This is a genomic window from Bradyrhizobium ivorense (assembly GCF_900696085.1).
Lineage (GTDB): Bacteria > Pseudomonadota > Alphaproteobacteria > Rhizobiales > Xanthobacteraceae > Bradyrhizobium > Bradyrhizobium ivorense.
In genome coordinates, this window is sequence record NZ_CAADFC020000028.1 from 171,936 (window position 1) to 187,548 (window position 15,613).

The following is a 15,613-nucleotide window of genomic DNA, read 5'->3' on the forward strand; positions in this document are numbered from 1 at the left end:
CGCGAGCGCCGCGGATTGGGGGATCGCGCCAGAGCAGATCGCCGCGCTGCTGGCGCAGCAGCTAGGCCTGGTTGCGGGCAGGCAGCGGGCTGTCATCGATCAGAGTCGCCGGAGCTTCCTCCGGTTCGGCGCCGGTCGCCCTGCCGTCCAGCACGGCGTTGACGCGGGCCAGATCGAGCTCGCCCTCGGTTCTGGAGATCACGATCGTCGCCACGCCGTTGCCGATCACATTGACCAGCGCGCGTGCCTCGCTCATGAAGCGGTCGATGCCGAGGATCAGCGCCATGCCTGCGACCGGGATGGTGGGGACGACCGACAGCGTCCCGACCAGCGCGATGAACGACGCGCCGGTCACGCCGCTGGCGCCCTTCGAGGTCAGCATGGCGACGGCGAGGATCGCGATCTGCTGCGAGATCGAGAGGTCGGTGTTGGTGGCCTGCGCCACGAACAGGGCGGCCAGCGTCATGTAGATGGACGAGCCGTCGGTGTTGAACACATAGCCGGTCGGAACGACGAGCCCGACCACCGGCTTGGAGCAGCCCAGCCGCTCGAGCTTCTCCATCAGGCTCGGCAGTACCGGATCGGAGGACGAGGTTCCCAGCACGATCAGGATCTCTTCCTTGATGTAGACCAGGAACTTCCAGATGCTGAAGCCCGACCACCAGGCGATCGGGCCGAGAATGCCGAACACGAACACCGCCGACGTCAGGTAAAACAGCCCGACCAGCTTGACCAGCGGGCCGAGCGAGGCGATGCCGTAGCGGCCCACGGTGAACGCCATGGCCCCGAACGCGCCGATCGGCGCGAAGCGCATGATCACGTTGATCGCGCCAAAGATCAGCATCGATCCGCCGTCGATCATGTCGCGGATCGGCCTCGCGCGCTCGCCGAGCCGCGACAGCACGCAGCCGAACAGGATCGAGATCAGCACCACGGGAAGAATGTCGCCGCGTGCGAAGGCGTCGATGACGGTATTCGGGATGATGTTGAGCAGGAACTCGACGACGGTCTGCTCTTTCGCCTTGCCGGCATATTGCGCGACCGCCTTGGCATCGAGCGTTGCCGGATCGACGTTGAAGCCGGCGCCGGGTGTCGCCGCATGGGCGGCAACGAATCCGATCAGCAGCGCCAGGGTCGAGAGGACCTCGAAGTAGAGCAGCGCCTTGCCGCCGACGCGGCTCACCTTCTTCATGTCCGACATGCCGGCGATGCCGGTGACCACGGTGCAGAAGATCGCGAGCGCGATCACCATCTTGATCAGCTTGATGAAGCCGTCGCCGAACGGCTTCATGTCGACCGCAAGGCCCGGCCAGCAGTGGCCGAGCGCGATCGCAACCGCGATCGCCGCCAGCACCTGCACGTAAAGAATTGCGTAGAAGGGCTTCTTCCTCGGCGATCCCTGGCTTGCGATCGTGCGCATTGATGCCTCCCTGGCTATTGAGTTACTGGTCGCGCTGGCGCTCTTGTTCGGAGAGCGGCATCACCAGAAGAACGGTCACGGGCGAATTCGTTCGGTTGGTCAGGCGGCGGTCCTCGCCGCCCGCGATACGGCAGGAATCCCATTGTCCGAGCTCGACTTCGGTCTCGCCGTTCGAGATGCTGAGCCTGCCGTCAAGCACCACGTACATCTTCTCTTGCGGCGACGCGGACTGGGTCGTGCCGCCGCCCGGCGCGATCACGAAAACGCCGATCCACAGGTCGGAGGAGGGGCCGGCCTCGCGTCCCTGCACGCGCACCATCGCCATGTCGTGATGCCCCGGCGCGGTGTACGCCGGCGCCTCGGCGAAGCGGACGACGTGCATGATCAGGCTCCCGGGCGCAGCACGATGCGGTCGCGCGACGATCCGATCACGGCGTCATAGGCCGCCTTGGCGTCGGCGAGAGCATAGATCGAGCGATCTGCGATCGGGTAAGGACGCAGCAATCCGGCGGCGAAGCCGGGCAGCACGCTGCGCAGCACGTCGGCGCTCTCGACCGAGGAGAAGGCGAGGGTGTCGATGCCGAGGTAAGTGTGCCGTCCCCGGTAGAACTCGAGGATGTTGAACTGCACGATCTTGTGCACGGCCGCGATCAGGATCTGGCGCCCGCCTTTCGCCAGCGAGTGGTGGGCATCGTCGAAATAGGGATCGCCGACCGTGTTGAAGACGATGTCGGCGCCCTTGCCGTCGGTCAGCTCGCGGACGCGCTTTGCAACGTCGGTTGCGGCGGAGTTGACGATCTCGATCGGCGCGTTGGCGTGACCCTCGTAGCCTTCGTCCTTGCGCACCACGCCGATCACCTTGGCGCCCTGCCAGGTCGCAAGTTGCACCGCCGCCTGCCCAACCTTGCCGTTGACGCCCATGACGAGAACATGCTCGCCCGGCTTCGGCATGCCGGATCTGCGGAAGCCCTCGATGGCGGTGACGAACGGCACGCCGATGCCGGCGGCCTCATTCATCGACATGCCGTCCGGCTTCTCCACCAGCGCCGCCGCTTCGACAACCAGATGCGAGGCGTGCGTGCCGTCGCGGCGGATGCCGAGGTCGCCGGAGGAGCCGAATACGGATTTGCCGATCCATTGCTGCGGGCCGTCGACCACCCGCCCGGCGAAATCGCGGCCCGGGGTTCGGGGGAATACCGTATAGGGCATCAGGCCGGTGGCGGCCTTCACGTCGGACGGGTTGACGCCGGCGGCCTCGATGGCGACTACGACCTCGTCCGGTCCTCGCGACAACAGCTGCCGCTCGATGACGGGTTCAATCGATGCGGTATCGCTCGCCTTGGCATTGAGCCGCACGCTGGTCGCTTCGATGGTCACGTTTGTGTTCGATCCGGTCATGATGTTCATCGGCCGCTCTTAGGCCGCACTCTTGGATGGATACGGCAGACCGACGATGCGGCGTGCCTCTTCGATCGTCGCGATCTCCCCTCCGAGGTCTTCGACGATGCGGCGCGCCTTGCTGACCATCTCGGCGTTGGATGTCGCGAACCGTCCGCGGGAAAGATAGACGGCGTCCTCGAGCCCGACGCGCACGTGACCGCCGGCGAGATAGGATTGCGCCACCGATGTGAACGCCGCCTTGCCGATGCCAATGGCGGTGAACTCCGCATCGTGCGGCAGCAGATCGCGCGCGTAGAGCACGGTTTCGGGCGCCGGCTGAAAGCCGTAGCGCACGCCCATCACGAAGGAGCACAGGACCGGCCCCGTCAATGTGCCGTCGGCGAGCAGATCGCGCATCAGCGCGATGTCGCCGGAATCGAACAATTCGATCTCCGGCTTGACGCCGGCCTCAGCGATTACCTTGGCCATTCGCCGCACATTGGGTGGGGTGTTGATCACCACCTCGCGGCCCGAATTCATGGTGTTGAGGTCCAGGGTGCAAATATCCGGCCGCAGCACGGCGATGTGCTCGACCCGCTTCTCCGGCACCATCAGGGTGGTGCCTTCGGCCGCGACCTTCGGGTCGTCCTTGGATGGCACGAAGCGTCCGCCGGGCCCCGTCGTGATGTTGAGGATCAGCGCAGGATTGCGGGCCCGGATGCGCTGCACGACGTCGACATAGTGATCGAGCAGCATCGAGGGGCGCCCGGTCAGGGGATCGCGGACGTGGATATGGACGATGGCGGCGCCCGCATCCGCGGCGCCGAGGCAGGCCTCGGCGATTTGCTGCGGGGTGATCGGCAGATGGGGGGTCTGTTCGGGCGTCGTCAGATTGCCGGTCACGGCACAGGTGATGATGACCTTGTCGCGTGGAGATCGCATGGACTGTCCTTCCAGAGCGTTTTCGAGCGAAGTGGATACCGGTTCGCGTCAACAAAACGCGTCAAAACAAGAATCCAGAGCTTCGGTTCTGATTCAATCAGAACCGAAGCTCTAGAGCGAGCGGCCGCCGTCGACCACGAAGGTCGTGCCGGTGGCGAAGCCAAGTTGCGTGGCGCAGGCGAGGATCGCCGAGGCGATGTCGTCCGCCGTTGCGATCCGCTTCAGCGGCGTCGTCGCCGCGGTCCTGGTATTGAAGTCGGCCCCGCGCCCGGGAACGAAGTTGGTGTCGACCACGCCGGGCGCGACCGCGAGCACCCGCACTTCGGGCGCAAGCACGCGCGCCAGCGACTTGGTCATGACATCGATGCCGGCCTTGGCCGCGCAATAGGCGATTGACGAGCCGATGCCGTTGCTGCCCGCGATCGAGGAGATCGAGACGATCAGGCCGTCGCCCGACGCTTTCAGCAGCGGCGCGAAGCTGCGGATGGTCGCGAACTGTCCGCGCCAGTTGACTGCAAACATCCGGTCGATCAGGTCGTCGTCCAGGGCGTCGAGATCGGCGTGGGGCACCGGCTTGGTGAAGCCGGCCGCGTTGACCAGAACATCGAGGCGTCCAAAGCGCCGTTCGATCTCGCTGCGCAACGCCGTCAACGTCTCGGTCCGCGACACGTCGGCGACGAGCGCCGCGTGGCCTTCTCCGGGCAGGAATTGCACCACCTTCGCGGCCGCCGCGGCTTCCTCCGGAACATCGCGATGACTGATCGCGATGCGGGCGCCAAGCTCGGCAAATTTTTGGGCGGATACGGCGCCGATGCTGCCGGCGCCGCCGACGACGAGGACGACCTTGCCGTCCATGGACTGCTTCATGGTTTTGCTCACTGGATCGGAGGTTTGGGGAGGATCGCTTCGCCGGCTTCCATCGCGAAACGGTAGTTCAGCGTGTACCAGGGGGCGCGAACGCCGGGCGCGGGCGGCTCTCCGGCGTCGTGCTGGCGATAGTCGCCAATCAGCGCTCGCGTCACGCCGAACACGACATCGCTTTCCAGGTGCTCGTCGTCGTCGACGAAGACTTGCGTGATCAGGGTCTTGTGGCCGGGCTTGAAGCCGAGAAAATGGATATGCGCTGGCCGATAGGGATGCCGGTTCTGCGCTCGCAACATGTCGCCGACGGGGCCGTCGGTGGGGACGGGATAACCGGCCGGCTTGACCGATCGGAAGGCGAAGCGTCCGGCGGCGTCGGTGGTGAACTTGCCGCGCAGATTCATGTCCGCCTGCGTATCGTCCTGGTTTTCGTAGAGACCGACCGGTGAGGATTGCCAGACGTCGACCTCGACGCCGGCGAGCGGTTTCCCCGCGGCGTCCACGACCTCGCAGGTCACGAACAGCTCGGGGCCCGGGGTCGGGGAGCGAACGATGGTGCCGCCGTTCTCCGTTTTGGGGGAGTTGGCCCGCCAGAATGGACCGAGCAGCGCCGCAGCGGTCTCGGTCGCGCCGGCGTTTCCGTTGTTCAACAGGCAGACGAGCGTCGAGAAGCCGACCGCGTCGGCGAAGAGAATTCCCTCGTTGTGGCTGGCGTGGGTGGCCTGTCCGATCCGGTTCAGGAAGTCGATGCCGAGATCGTACTCGGCCTCGGTGAGCTTCACCTCGCGGGCGAACGCGTGCAGGTGCCTGACGAACGCTTCCATGACCGTTCGGAGCCGGGCGTTGTCGGTCGCGCCCATAGCCCGCAACACGGTCGGGGTTACATCCTCTAGTTTCTCGATGATGCCGTTGCCCATGGATTTCTGCCTCTGCAATCGATTGCTGAACTAACTGCAATCGTTTGCAATTGATATTGCAATCGATTGCAAAAAGTCAATCCTTCTCGTATCATGATCGCGTGAATCGGCTAACCGACGGGAATTGCTGCGTGAATCGGCCCATCACCACGATCAAGCAGATCGCTGACGCGACCGGGGTCCATCCGTCCACGGTGTCGCGCGCGCTCGACCCGAAGAAGCGGCACCTGGTTGCCGACGACGTCGCCAAGAGGATCGTGGCCCAGGCCGAGGCGCTCGACTATCAGCCCAACCGCTTGGCCGCCAATCTGCGCCTCGGCCGATCCGATCTCATCGGCGTGCTGCTGCCTGACATCGCCAACCCGGTGTTCGCGCCGATCCTCGGCGGCATCGCCGAGGTGCTTTCCGCGCAAGGCTACGCACCGATCGTCGCCGATGCCGGCAATGCATCATCGCAACAGATCTGCTTCGTCGAGCGACTGCTCAGCCAACGGGTCGACGGCCTGATCCTCGCGACCGTTTCGCAGGACGATGAACTGGTCGGCTTCTGCATCCAGCGCGGTCTGCCGGTGATCCTGGTCAACCGGTCCGAAGCGCGCGATCGGGTCTCCTCGGTTGTCTCCGACGACGACATGGGAATGCGCCTCGCGGTCGATCATCTCGTCGGCCTTGGACACCGGCGTATCGCGCATGTCGCCGGCCCATTATCCACATCGACCGGCGCGCTGCGACGCGACGGCTTCGAACGCGCGATGTTGCATCATGACCTGCGTGGCGTCGTGCGCGAGGCGACGGGCTACACCCGCGAGGCGGGCGCGCAAGCAGCGCAACACCTGCTCGCCGCGACGCACGACGTCACGGCGATCGTCGCCGCGAATGATCTTTTGGCTCTCGGTGTCCTCGATGTGCTGAAGCAGCGGGGATTGCGGTGTCCGGAGGACATCTCACTGGTCGGTCACAACGACATGCCGTTGATGGACGTCGTCTCGCCGCCGCTCACGACCGTGCGGATCGAGCACCGGGAGATGGGACGGATCGCCGCCAAGATGCTCGCCGAGCGGATCAAGAGCGGATCGCCGGAAATCCGGCACGTCGTGCTTCGGCCGGAGCTTGTCGTTCGCGGATCGACCGCATTCAGAGCAGTCGAAGCTGACGCCTGACATCGCGCCACGACGGCGACCGTATCCCGGCGTCGATGGTGACCGCGGTAAGCCAAACGTGAGTTGGGTTAGGTCGGCCGGCTGCCTACCTCCGACCGTAACAGTCGAACGCCGGAGATTGGAATGCGGACGCTGCTGGGCGTGACGGTGCTGCTGCTGTCGGCCAGCAGCTGCCTGGCGCAAGTGTCGACCATGGGCACGACGGCCATGGGGCTGCCAACGACACCGGGCGCGATCGTGTCGTCGCAGCTGACGGGACCGAGCCCGTTCAGCAGCGTGTTTTCCGCCGCGACCGTGCCCGGCGCGCCGGTCACCACGCTGGCATCGCCTCCTCTGGCTGACGATCCGACGATTCCCGGCACCAGCCTGAACTGCTCGCCGGCGACCGCCGAGCTTTCGCCATCGGTCATGACCGTAACTCCCGTAAGCCCCGGCGTATCGGTGAGCATGAGCGCGCCGACGACGAGCACGAGCTCCACGCCGGCCTTGCCACCGGCCATGCCGGTCACCATCCTGGGCTCGGTCACCGGCAGCACGACCGGGACGATCGCGCCGGCGCCGGCGCTCGGCAGCGCCACGCCCGGGAGCTCGTGCACCTCGGCGCCCGGCAATACGGTGACCGATGCCGCGGCCTTGCCGGTCTCGACGCCCGACGTCCCGGCAAACCCGTCGCCGGGAACCATTCAGTCGCCAACGGCCGACCTCGACACGACCGACACCAGCATCAGCGCGGCGCCGGCCACAATGCCGACGCCGAACACCGCCGCATGCAGCGAGAGCGTCTCGATGAACCTCGCCAACCCCGCCGCCATGGGTCCCTACGGCACGGCGACGCCGGGTGCGGCACTGCCGTCCGGATGCTAGGCACGCTCAAGCGGTCGGGCGGCCCGAGGTCGCCGGGTCCGCCGGTCGCAGCAGCAGCTGCGCTGCCGGCGAGAAGGCGCGCGATCGCATCAAGGCAGTCGCGACAAGACTCGTGATCCCCGATGCTGCCAGGATCATCGCGACGATGATGAACTGGTAGATGCCGGCGTAGACCGGGCTCGCGCCTGATACCACCATGCCCGCCATCACGCCGGGGATCCACACCAGCCCGAGCGACTTCATCATGTCGAGCCGGGGCAACAGGCTGGCATAGACCGCGCTCTGCAGATACGGCGCCACGGTCACCGCGGGCTCGGCGCCGAGCGACAAGGCCGCTTCGATGTGACCGGTGTGGGCGACGATCTCGGCCCGGAAGCGCTCGATCGCCTGAGCGCACGCATTCATGGCGTTGGCGATGATCATGCTGCCGACCGGCACCAGGATCGAAATCTCCGGCTGCAGACTGCGCGTTGCAAGCATCACGGCGATGATGGTTCCGGCGCCTGCGACGATCGACCAGAAGCACATCAGCAGCGCGCCGTTCATGCCCTTGAGGCGGCGCGAGGCCGTGACCGCGGCGGCGATCGTCATCATGAACAGGATGACTGACCCGATCAGCAGGCTGCCGTGCAGCAGCACCGCCAGCACCACGCCGACCAGAATCATCTGCACGAGGCCGCGGAGCATCGAGATCGCCGCCTCGCGCTCGACATGGACGGTTTGCCACGCGCACAGCGCCACGACCACGGCGCACAGCGCAATCGCGGCGGCGGCCTGCATCAGGCCGACCAGCACGTCGTTGCCGATGCTGCCTTGAAGCTCAGCCAGCATGCAACACCTCCCGCGTTGGGCCGATCGCAGCCAGCCGGCCCGCCTCCATGACCATCGTTCGTCCGGCGAGCCGCATCGCCTGGGTGCGATTATGCGTCACGATCACGCAGGTCATTCGCCGCTCTCCGACGATGCCGAGGATCAGCTCCTCGATGCCGCGAACCGAGGCCTCGTCGAGTGCGGAGGTCGGCTCGTCGAGCAGCAGGGCGTCGGGCTCGTTGGCCAGCGTCCGCGCCAATGCAACGCGCTGCGCTTCCCCGCCGGAGAGATTGCTGACGTGACGATCGGAAAACCCGGGCAGGCCGACGCGCTCCAGCAAGGCGGCAATCCGATCCGGCGCCGGCGCTTCGCCGCGTTGGCGTGGTCCGAAGGCGATGTTGTCGGCGACCGTGCCCGGGAACAGGTAGGCGGTCTGCATGACCATGCCGACGCGCCGCCGCAGATCCTGCGGGGCGATCGAGCGGTAGTCGGTGGACTTGAGCAGCACGGTGCCGGAGGTCGGCTCGTCCAGCCGGTTGAGCAGCCGAAGGAACGACGACTTTCCCGCGCCGCTCGGTCCGACGACGGCAAGAATCTCGCCGGCCGTCACCGCGACGCTGACGTCGTGAACAAGAATGCGATCGCCCGACTTGCGCGACAGCTGCCTGGTCTCGAGCGCGGCCGTCGCGCGGCCCGCGATCGAGGCTGCCGCGCGGTCAGGCGTCTCCCTTGGCAACATATGGCCCCACCACACATTTGTAGCGCTGCAGCTTCCATTCCCCGTACGGATTCTGCGCCATCCAGTCCGCGATTGCGACCTGCGATCTGGCCTGACAGTCACGCATGGTGATGCCGGATTGCTCGCTATTCGTGACCACCTTCTCCAGACAGAGCGGTCCATGGCATAGAACTGCGACGAGTGTGATGAGCATGTTATCACCAGGATGGCGGGATATCGATCGGAAGTCTGCGACGCGGCGGCCGCCAAGCTCCCCGTGCCTTAGCATCAGATAGGTCGTGCTGCGGGAATCCCAATGCATTCGATGACAGGGAGACGCCGGTCTGGTCTGCATCGACGGCCTGCCGGGCAGGTGGCGACAGGCCGTCTGCAGCCCGGCGCCACCCGCAAGCTCATTCCGCAGGCGTCGGATAGGCACCTTGCGGCGCCGCTTCATGGCGCCTGAACAGCCAGATCTGCAGGCGGTCCAGATAGAGATAGACCACGGGCGTGGTGTACAGCGTCAGCAGCTGCGACAGCGCGAGGCCGCCGACGATGGCATAGCCCAGCGGCTGGCGGATCTCCGATCCGACACCGGTGCCGATCATCATCGGCACCGCGCCGAGCAGCGCCGCCATCGTCGTCATCAGGATCGGCCGGAAGCGCTTGATGCAGGCCTGGTAGATCGCCTGTTCGGTCGGCAGCCCCTCGGTCTGCTCGGCCTGGATCGCGAAGTCGACCAGCATGATGCCGTTCTTCTTGACGATGCCGATCAAGAGGATGATGCCGACGATCGCAATCACGCTGAGGTCGAAATGAACAGCCATCAAGAGCAGCAAGGCGCCGACGCCGGCCGATGGCAGCGTCGAGATGATGGTGATCGGATGGATCATGCTCTCATAGAGCACACCGAGGATCAGGTAGATCACGAACAGCGAGGCGCCGATCAGGATCGGGGTGCTCTGCAGCGAGGCGCCGAACGCCTGCGCATTGCCCTGGAAGCTGGTCTGCAGCGACAGCGGCGGATGCAGCGCCTTCTCGATGCCCTGAATACCGCTCACCGCGTCGCCGATCGCCGCACCCGGCGCCAGGTTGAACGAGATCGTCACCGAGGGGAATTGGCCCTGATGGTTGACGACCAGCGGCGAAACCTTCACAACGGAATCGACCAGAGTCGACAGCGGCACCTGCTGGCCGCTCGAGGACTTGACGTAGATGCCGTTGAGCGCCTCCGGCCCGTACTGGAATTTCGGATTGACCTCCAGGATGACATGATACTGCTGCAGCGTCGTGTAGATGGTCGAGACGATGCGCTGTCCGAATGCGTCGTCCAGCGTATTGTCGATAGTGAAGGGCAGGATGCCGTAGGACGATGCCACCTCGCGCTTGATCTTGATGTCGAGCAGCGGTCCGGAGTTGAGCTGATCGGTCGTGACGTCGGCGACGCTGGGCAGCGTCCTGATCTTTTCGAGGAACTGGTCCGCCCAATGGCTCAGCTCGCCGGCATCGGCGTCGCTCATGGTGTACTGGAACTGGGTCTTGTTCAGCCGGGCGCCGATGGTGATGTCCTGCGCCGGCTGCATGTAGAGCGTGATGCCCTGGATCTTGGCGAGATTGCTGCGCAGGCGCGCGATGACCTTGCCGATGGGATCGCGCTGGTCGGCCGGCTTGAGCTGAATGAAGACGCGGCCATTGTTGACGGTGTAGGTGCCGCCGCCGGCGCCGACCGCCGAGCCGACGGTAGCGACGGCGGGATCGCGCAGGATCGCGTCGAGCATGGCCTGCTGGCGCTGCGCCATGGCCTGGAACGAGATGTCCTGGGCCGCTTCCGACTGGCCCAGGATCAAGCCGGTGTCCTGCTGCGGGAAGAAGCCCTTCGGGATGATCACATAGAGATAGCCGGTCACCACGATGGTGCCGAGCATCACCATCAAGGTGATGAAGCGATGCCGCAGCACGACCTTCAGCCCGGCCTCGTAGAGGCCGAGCAGCGCGTCGAAACCGCGTTCCGACCAGCGATAGAGCCGGCCATGCTGCTGGCTTTCCGGCTTCAGCAGATAGGCGCACATCATCGGCGTCAGGGTCCGCGAGATCACCAGCGAGAGCAGCAGCGCGACGCTCACCGTGATGGCGAATTCCCGGAACAATAGTCCGACATAGCCGCCCATGAAGAACAGCGGAATGAACACCGCGATCAGCGAAAAGGTGATCGCCATCACGGTGAAGCCGATCTCGCCCGATCCCTTCATCGCGGCATCATATGGCGACAGGCCTTCCTCGATATGCCGCGTGATGTTCTCGATCTCGACGACGGCGTCGTCGACCACGAAGCCGACCGCGATCGACAGCGCCATCAGGGAAAGATTGTCGAGGCTGTAGCCCATCTCATAGAGCACCGCGAACGTGCCGATCAGCGACAGCGGCACGGTGACCGCCGGGATGATGGTCGCCCAGAAGCTGCGCAGGAAGATGAAGATCACCATCACGACCAGCGCGACGGTCAAGAACAGGGTGAACTGCACGTCGGTGATCGAGGCGCGGATCGTCTGGGTGCGGTCCGAGATGACGTTGATCGTGATGGCGGCGGGGATCGAAGCCTGCAAAGTCGGCATCAGGTCCTTGATCCGCTGCACGGTCTGGATGACGTTGGCGCCGGGCTGGCGCTGCACCGCGAGGATGATCGCACGCTGGTGGTTGTACCAGCCGGCGATCAAATCGTTCTCGCCGGCGCTGACGGCGCGTCCGATGTCCTTGATGCGGACCGGCGAGCCGTTGCGATAGGCGATCACCAGGTCGGCATATTGATCGGGCTTGAACAGCTGGTCGTTGGTGTTCAGTGTGTAGGTCTGACGCGGGCTGTTGAGCGTTCCCTTGGCCAGATCGACATTGGCCTGACCGAGAACGGTGCGCACGTCCTCGAGGTTGATGCCGCGCGCCGCCAGCGCTTCGGGATCGACCTGGATGCGGACCGACGGCTTCTGCTGACCGCCGATGCCGACCAGGCCGACGCCCTGGATCTGCGAGATCTTCTGCAACAGGATGTTCTCGGCATAGGCGTCCACCGTGGTGAGCGGCAGGCTGTCCGAGGTGAGGCCGAGCACGAGGATCGGCGTATCGGCGGGATTGACCTTGTGGATGGTCGGCGGATACGGCAGCCCGGTCGGCAGATAGGGGCTCGCCGCATTGATCGCCGACAGCGTATCGCTGACGGCGCCGTCGATCTGGCGGTTCAGGTCGAATTGCAGCGTGACCTGGGTGTAGCCGAGCGCGCTCGACGACGTCATCTGGCTGAGGCCCGGAATCTGGCCGAACTGCAGCTCGAGCGGCGAGGCGACGGACGACGCCATGGTTTGCGGGTCGGCGCCCGGCAACTGCGCCGTCACGGTCAGCGTCGGATAGTTGACGTTCGGCAGCGCCGCCACCGGCATCAGCGGATAGGCGATGAGGCCGGCCGCCAGCAATCCCACCATCAGCAGGGCGGTCGCGATCGGCCGTTTGATGAAAGGCGCGGAGATGTTCATGGGATCGGTGCCTGCATTGCGTCCTGTGCGGCGGCTTCCTGCGCCGCTTTGCCGTGCAGCAGCGTGACATGCGTTCCCGGCTGCAGCTTGTACTGTCCGTCGACCACGACCTGCTCATTGGCCGACAGGCCGGAGTCGATCAGGGCCTGGCCGTCGCTGATCTGCGCCACCTTGACCTGCCGGATCGAGACGGTGTCGTCGGCATTGACCACGTAGGCGTAGGCACCGGTCGGCCCTTGTTGGATCACCGCGGCGGGCACCGTGAGGCCGTTGTGCCGCGTGTCGAGCAGCAGGCGGGCGTTGACGAGCTCGCCGGGCCACAGGCTTCTGGTCGGGTTCGGAAAATTCGCCTTGAGCTGGATCGAGCCGGTGGTCTGCAGGATCTCGTTGTTGACGAGACCGAGCTGACCCTGGCCGAGCCGGATCGTGTTGTCCTGATTATAGGCGAGCACCGTCATCGGTGAATTCGTCTTCTGCTGTTGCTGCTGGATCTGCGGCAGCACGGTCTCGGGCAAAGTGAAGATCAGCGAGATCGGATCGAGCTGCGTGACGACGCAGAGCCCGTTGGTGCTGGAGGGGCTGATGATGTTGCCGACGTCGATCTGACGGATGCCGACCACGCCGTCGATCGGCGATGTCAGGCGGGTGAAGCTGAGCTGCACCCTTGCGGCATCGATCAACGCCTGGTCCGCCTTGACCGCCGCGGTCAGCTCCCCGACCTGCGCATTCTGCGTTTCAATCAGTTGCGGCGTGGCCCAGCCCTTGTCGCCGAGCTGGGTGTAGCGAAGCTGGTTGGCCTTGGCGTTCATGAGCTGCGCCTCGTCGCGCTCGAGATTTGCCGTGAATTGATCGATCTGGGCCTGGTACGGCCGCGGGTCGATCTGCGCCAGCAGGTCGCCCACGTGAACCTTCTGCCCTTCGGTGAAGTTGATGCTGATGATCTGCCCCTGGATCTGGGCGCGAACCACGTCGGTGTTGTAGGCGATCGCGGTTCCGACGCCGGTCAGATAGATCGGCACGTCGTGCTGCGTCACGGTGCCCGCGACGATCGGCACCGGAGCCGGCGGCGCAGCCTTCGCTGCGGCTTGCCGCAGCGGCAGCACATGCGCCGCGTACAACAGCCCGGCGCTCGCGGCGATCGTCACGGCGACGGAGGCGATGATGGCTTTCTTCATGAACGTTACTCCGACCGGAGATGGTCTAGCAGCTGCCTGCGATGGTCGTGGCTGTCGATGTCCCGATGGCGGAACATCCAAATGTCGTCGGCGCAGTCGAGGTCGTGGATAGGTTGCCGAGCGCCGGCAGCGCCGTCGCCGCCGTCGCGACAGGGGTCTGGCTGCCGGTGATGGGCAGCACGCCCGGCGTCGGAACGAGGGCGGCGGAGCTGACGCCGAGATTGCCGATCTCGGTCGAGCCAAGCGGAATGCCGGTTCGCGCGGCGCCGCCCGGCGTGATCGGCGTGGTCGCATTGGGGGTGGATGAAGCGGCGATGCTGCTCGCGCCCGAGCCGCACATGCCCGACATTCCGGCGGTGTCCAGCACGCCGGACGAGGTCGTCATTCCGGAGCCCTGTGTCAGCCCCGATGTCGGCGAAATTCCGGACGAGCTGTCCAAGGTCGCTCCCGGACTCGTCGTCATTCCACCGCCATCAAACGTCGACGTCGCGCCGAACATGGCGGACGGTGACGTTCCAAGCGTCGCGCATGCGGTGCCGGTGATCGGCACGGCGATGCTGCCGGTGACGGTTGGCGCCGGACTGATACCGGGAGAGGGCAGCTCGGTTGCGCCGAGGCCAATGCCAACCGGTGATACGGCCGAGCCCGTCGCGCTGGTGAGCGGTGACGTGGCGTCGATCATGGGCGTCGGAACAGCCATTCCGCTGACCTGAGCCGATGCGGCCCCGCCCGCCGAGAGCGCAAGACAGACAGCGATCAGCCAACACCTCATGTGCATGCTCCGTTGAACCGGTTGGACACTTCAAATCTAGGCAGGCCGCGCCCGCCGTTGTTGCGTCTTCGCACGAACTTCGCCGCGTGCGGCGATCAGTGGCGCAGATACAGAACGACCCGCCGGAGCGGGTCTGCTTCTGGTTGGTTGCCTTTGCCGGACGCCCGCGGGCCGTTCGGCCGGCGATATCACTCGTTGCCTTTCGGACCGCCGTGATAGGCGTAGGGATCAGGCGCTGCCGACCGTTCCGCGCCTTGCTGGTCAGCCGAATAGCTGCCCGCGTGGGTCATCGCCACGTGAGGCCGATAGGACGCGGCGCTCGCGACGGCTGGCACGGCGAGTGCCGCGAGCATGGCGGCCGCTGCGATGGTGATCGAAGTCTTTCTCATGGTCGTCTCCTGTTGTGAGCCCCGACGGATGATCTGATCGTCCAGCCGCGACATGAAACGCGGCGATCCGGCGGGCTCTGCAGCTGCAGATAGGGCTGCCCCGGATGCAATCCCAATGAATTGGAGTTCAGAGATGTCACTTTGAATTGACGCCGGTGATTGGATCCGCCGCCGGTCCGGATCGGCTTGATGAAATCCGGACCGAGGCAGCGAACAGCAGGCAGCGAACAGCAATGAGACTAGCTGCAGCTCAGCGGCAGCGGCGTATCGGGGTGCAGGTCGTACCAGTCGTAGCAATCTGAATCGCCGTAGAAGCCGTAATAGCCAGGCGAGTAGCGACCGAAATGGTGAATGGCATGGTGGACGCCCGTGCCGTAGGCATGCTCGCCGCGGCCGATGTGATCCCCGCCGAGCCCGGCGGCGCTGCCGACATGCATGCCGCTGCCGAAGCCGCCGAGATGTGTGACAGCAGTGCCACCGCCGAGACGCGCGCCGCCGCCGAAGCCGCCGACATGCGCACCACCGCCGCCGAAACCACCCACGTGGCCGCCGCCGCCAAAGCCGCCACCGAAGCCGCCGCCATGGCCGCCACCGCCACCTCCGCCGCCGCGTGCATCGGCCGCACCCACCGCCACGACTGTCGCAACCGCAGCGGTTGCCAGGATCATCAGCACTCGTTTCATC

General features: G+C 65.6%; 16 protein-coding genes. 2 read left to right on the forward strand and 14 right to left on the reverse strand.

Annotated features, from left to right (window positions below; translation table 11 throughout):
- Positions 1 to 61: 61 nt before the first annotated feature.
- The 6 genes from CI41S_RS31950 to CI41S_RS31975 all read right to left on the reverse strand — a co-directional run bounded on the left by CI41S_RS31950 (position 62) and on the right by CI41S_RS31975 (position 5,520).
- Positions 62 to 1,420, reverse strand: a complete 1,359-nt coding sequence (locus CI41S_RS31950) for a dicarboxylate/amino acid:cation symporter (protein ID WP_139863084.1) — start codon at positions 1,418 to 1,420, stop codon at positions 62 to 64.
- A 22-nt stretch (positions 1,421 to 1,442) separates the two neighbouring features.
- Positions 1,443 to 1,802 carry a cupin domain-containing protein gene (locus tag CI41S_RS31955; RefSeq protein WP_139863085.1) on the reverse strand — a complete coding sequence of 120 codons (360 nt, stop codon included), beginning with the start codon at positions 1,800 to 1,802 and terminating at the stop codon, positions 1,443 to 1,445.
- Between the two features lie 2 nt (positions 1,803 to 1,804).
- On the reverse strand, positions 1,805 to 2,818 hold the full coding sequence (locus tag CI41S_RS31960) for a quinone oxidoreductase family protein (protein ID WP_139863551.1): 1,014 nt from the start codon (positions 2,816 to 2,818) through the stop codon (positions 1,805 to 1,807).
- Between the two features lie 18 nt (positions 2,819 to 2,836).
- Positions 2,837 to 3,742 carry a beta-keto acid cleavage family enzyme gene (locus tag CI41S_RS31965; RefSeq protein WP_139863086.1) on the reverse strand — a complete coding sequence of 302 codons (906 nt, stop codon included), beginning with the start codon at positions 3,740 to 3,742 and terminating at the stop codon, positions 2,837 to 2,839.
- Positions 3,743 to 3,853: 111 nt separating this feature from the next.
- On the reverse strand, positions 3,854 to 4,609 hold the full coding sequence (locus CI41S_RS31970; protein WP_139863087.1) for an SDR family NAD(P)-dependent oxidoreductase: 756 nt from the start codon (positions 4,607 to 4,609) through the stop codon (positions 3,854 to 3,856).
- Positions 4,610 to 4,617: 8 nt separating this feature from the next.
- Complete coding sequence (locus CI41S_RS31975) at positions 4,618 to 5,520, reverse strand: dioxygenase family protein (RefSeq protein WP_139863088.1); 903 nt, start codon at positions 5,518 to 5,520, stop codon at positions 4,618 to 4,620.
- A 131-nt stretch (positions 5,521 to 5,651) separates the two neighbouring features.
- Between CI41S_RS31975 and CI41S_RS31980 the strand changes: the two genes are divergently transcribed.
- Positions 5,652 to 6,680 (forward strand): LacI family DNA-binding transcriptional regulator, encoded by a 1,029-nt coding sequence (locus CI41S_RS31980; protein WP_139863089.1) that lies wholly within the window; start codon positions 5,652 to 5,654, stop codon positions 6,678 to 6,680.
- A gap of 68 nt (positions 6,681 to 6,748) precedes the next feature.
- On the opposite strand, the gene CI41S_RS31985 is transcribed toward CI41S_RS31980, so the two are convergent.
- The 6 genes from CI41S_RS31985 to CI41S_RS32010 all read right to left on the reverse strand — a co-directional run bounded on the left by CI41S_RS31985 (position 6,749) and on the right by CI41S_RS32010 (position 13,768).
- Positions 6,749 to 7,363 (reverse strand): hypothetical protein, encoded by a 615-nt coding sequence (locus CI41S_RS31985; protein WP_139863090.1) that lies wholly within the window; start codon positions 7,361 to 7,363, stop codon positions 6,749 to 6,751.
- Between the two features lie 187 nt (positions 7,364 to 7,550).
- On the reverse strand, positions 7,551 to 8,375 hold the full coding sequence (locus tag CI41S_RS31990) for an ABC transporter permease (protein ID WP_139863091.1): 825 nt from the start codon (positions 8,373 to 8,375) through the stop codon (positions 7,551 to 7,553).
- Positions 8,365 to 9,093 carry an ABC transporter ATP-binding protein gene (locus CI41S_RS31995; RefSeq protein ID WP_139863092.1) on the reverse strand — a complete coding sequence of 243 codons (729 nt, stop codon included), beginning with the start codon at positions 9,091 to 9,093 and terminating at the stop codon, positions 8,365 to 8,367. The genes CI41S_RS31990 and CI41S_RS31995 overlap by 11 nt, the downstream gene beginning before the upstream one ends.
- Positions 9,071 to 9,286 (reverse strand): hypothetical protein, encoded by a 216-nt coding sequence (locus CI41S_RS32000; RefSeq protein WP_139485511.1) that lies wholly within the window; start codon positions 9,284 to 9,286, stop codon positions 9,071 to 9,073. Before CI41S_RS32000 ends, CI41S_RS31995 begins: the two co-directional genes overlap by 23 nt.
- Before the next feature lie 199 nt (positions 9,287 to 9,485).
- Positions 9,486 to 12,593: an efflux RND transporter permease subunit gene (locus CI41S_RS32005; RefSeq protein ID WP_139863093.1), complete on the reverse strand. Its 3,108-nt coding sequence runs from the start codon at positions 12,591 to 12,593 to the stop codon at positions 9,486 to 9,488.
- Positions 12,590 to 13,768, reverse strand: a complete 1,179-nt coding sequence (locus CI41S_RS32010; protein ID WP_139863094.1) for an efflux RND transporter periplasmic adaptor subunit — start codon at positions 13,766 to 13,768, stop codon at positions 12,590 to 12,592. The genes CI41S_RS32005 and CI41S_RS32010 overlap by 4 nt, the downstream gene beginning before the upstream one ends.
- 65 nt (positions 13,769 to 13,833) lie before the next feature.
- Between CI41S_RS32010 and CI41S_RS32015 the strand changes: the two genes are divergently transcribed.
- Positions 13,834 to 14,481 carry a hypothetical protein gene (locus tag CI41S_RS32015; protein WP_139863095.1) on the forward strand — a complete coding sequence of 216 codons (648 nt, stop codon included), beginning with the start codon at positions 13,834 to 13,836 and terminating at the stop codon, positions 14,479 to 14,481.
- A gap of 247 nt (positions 14,482 to 14,728) precedes the next feature.
- On the opposite strand, the gene CI41S_RS32020 is transcribed toward CI41S_RS32015, so the two are convergent.
- The gene (locus CI41S_RS32020) at positions 14,729 to 14,929 is read right to left on the reverse strand and encodes a hypothetical protein (RefSeq protein ID WP_139863096.1); all 201 of its coding nucleotides are present in this window, start codon (positions 14,927 to 14,929) and stop codon (positions 14,729 to 14,731) included.
- 239 nt (positions 14,930 to 15,168) lie between these two features.
- The gene (locus tag CI41S_RS43810; protein WP_172628267.1) at positions 15,169 to 15,612 is read right to left on the reverse strand and encodes a hypothetical protein; all 444 of its coding nucleotides are present in this window, start codon (positions 15,610 to 15,612) and stop codon (positions 15,169 to 15,171) included.
- Between the last annotated feature and the right edge of the window lies 1 nt (position 15,613).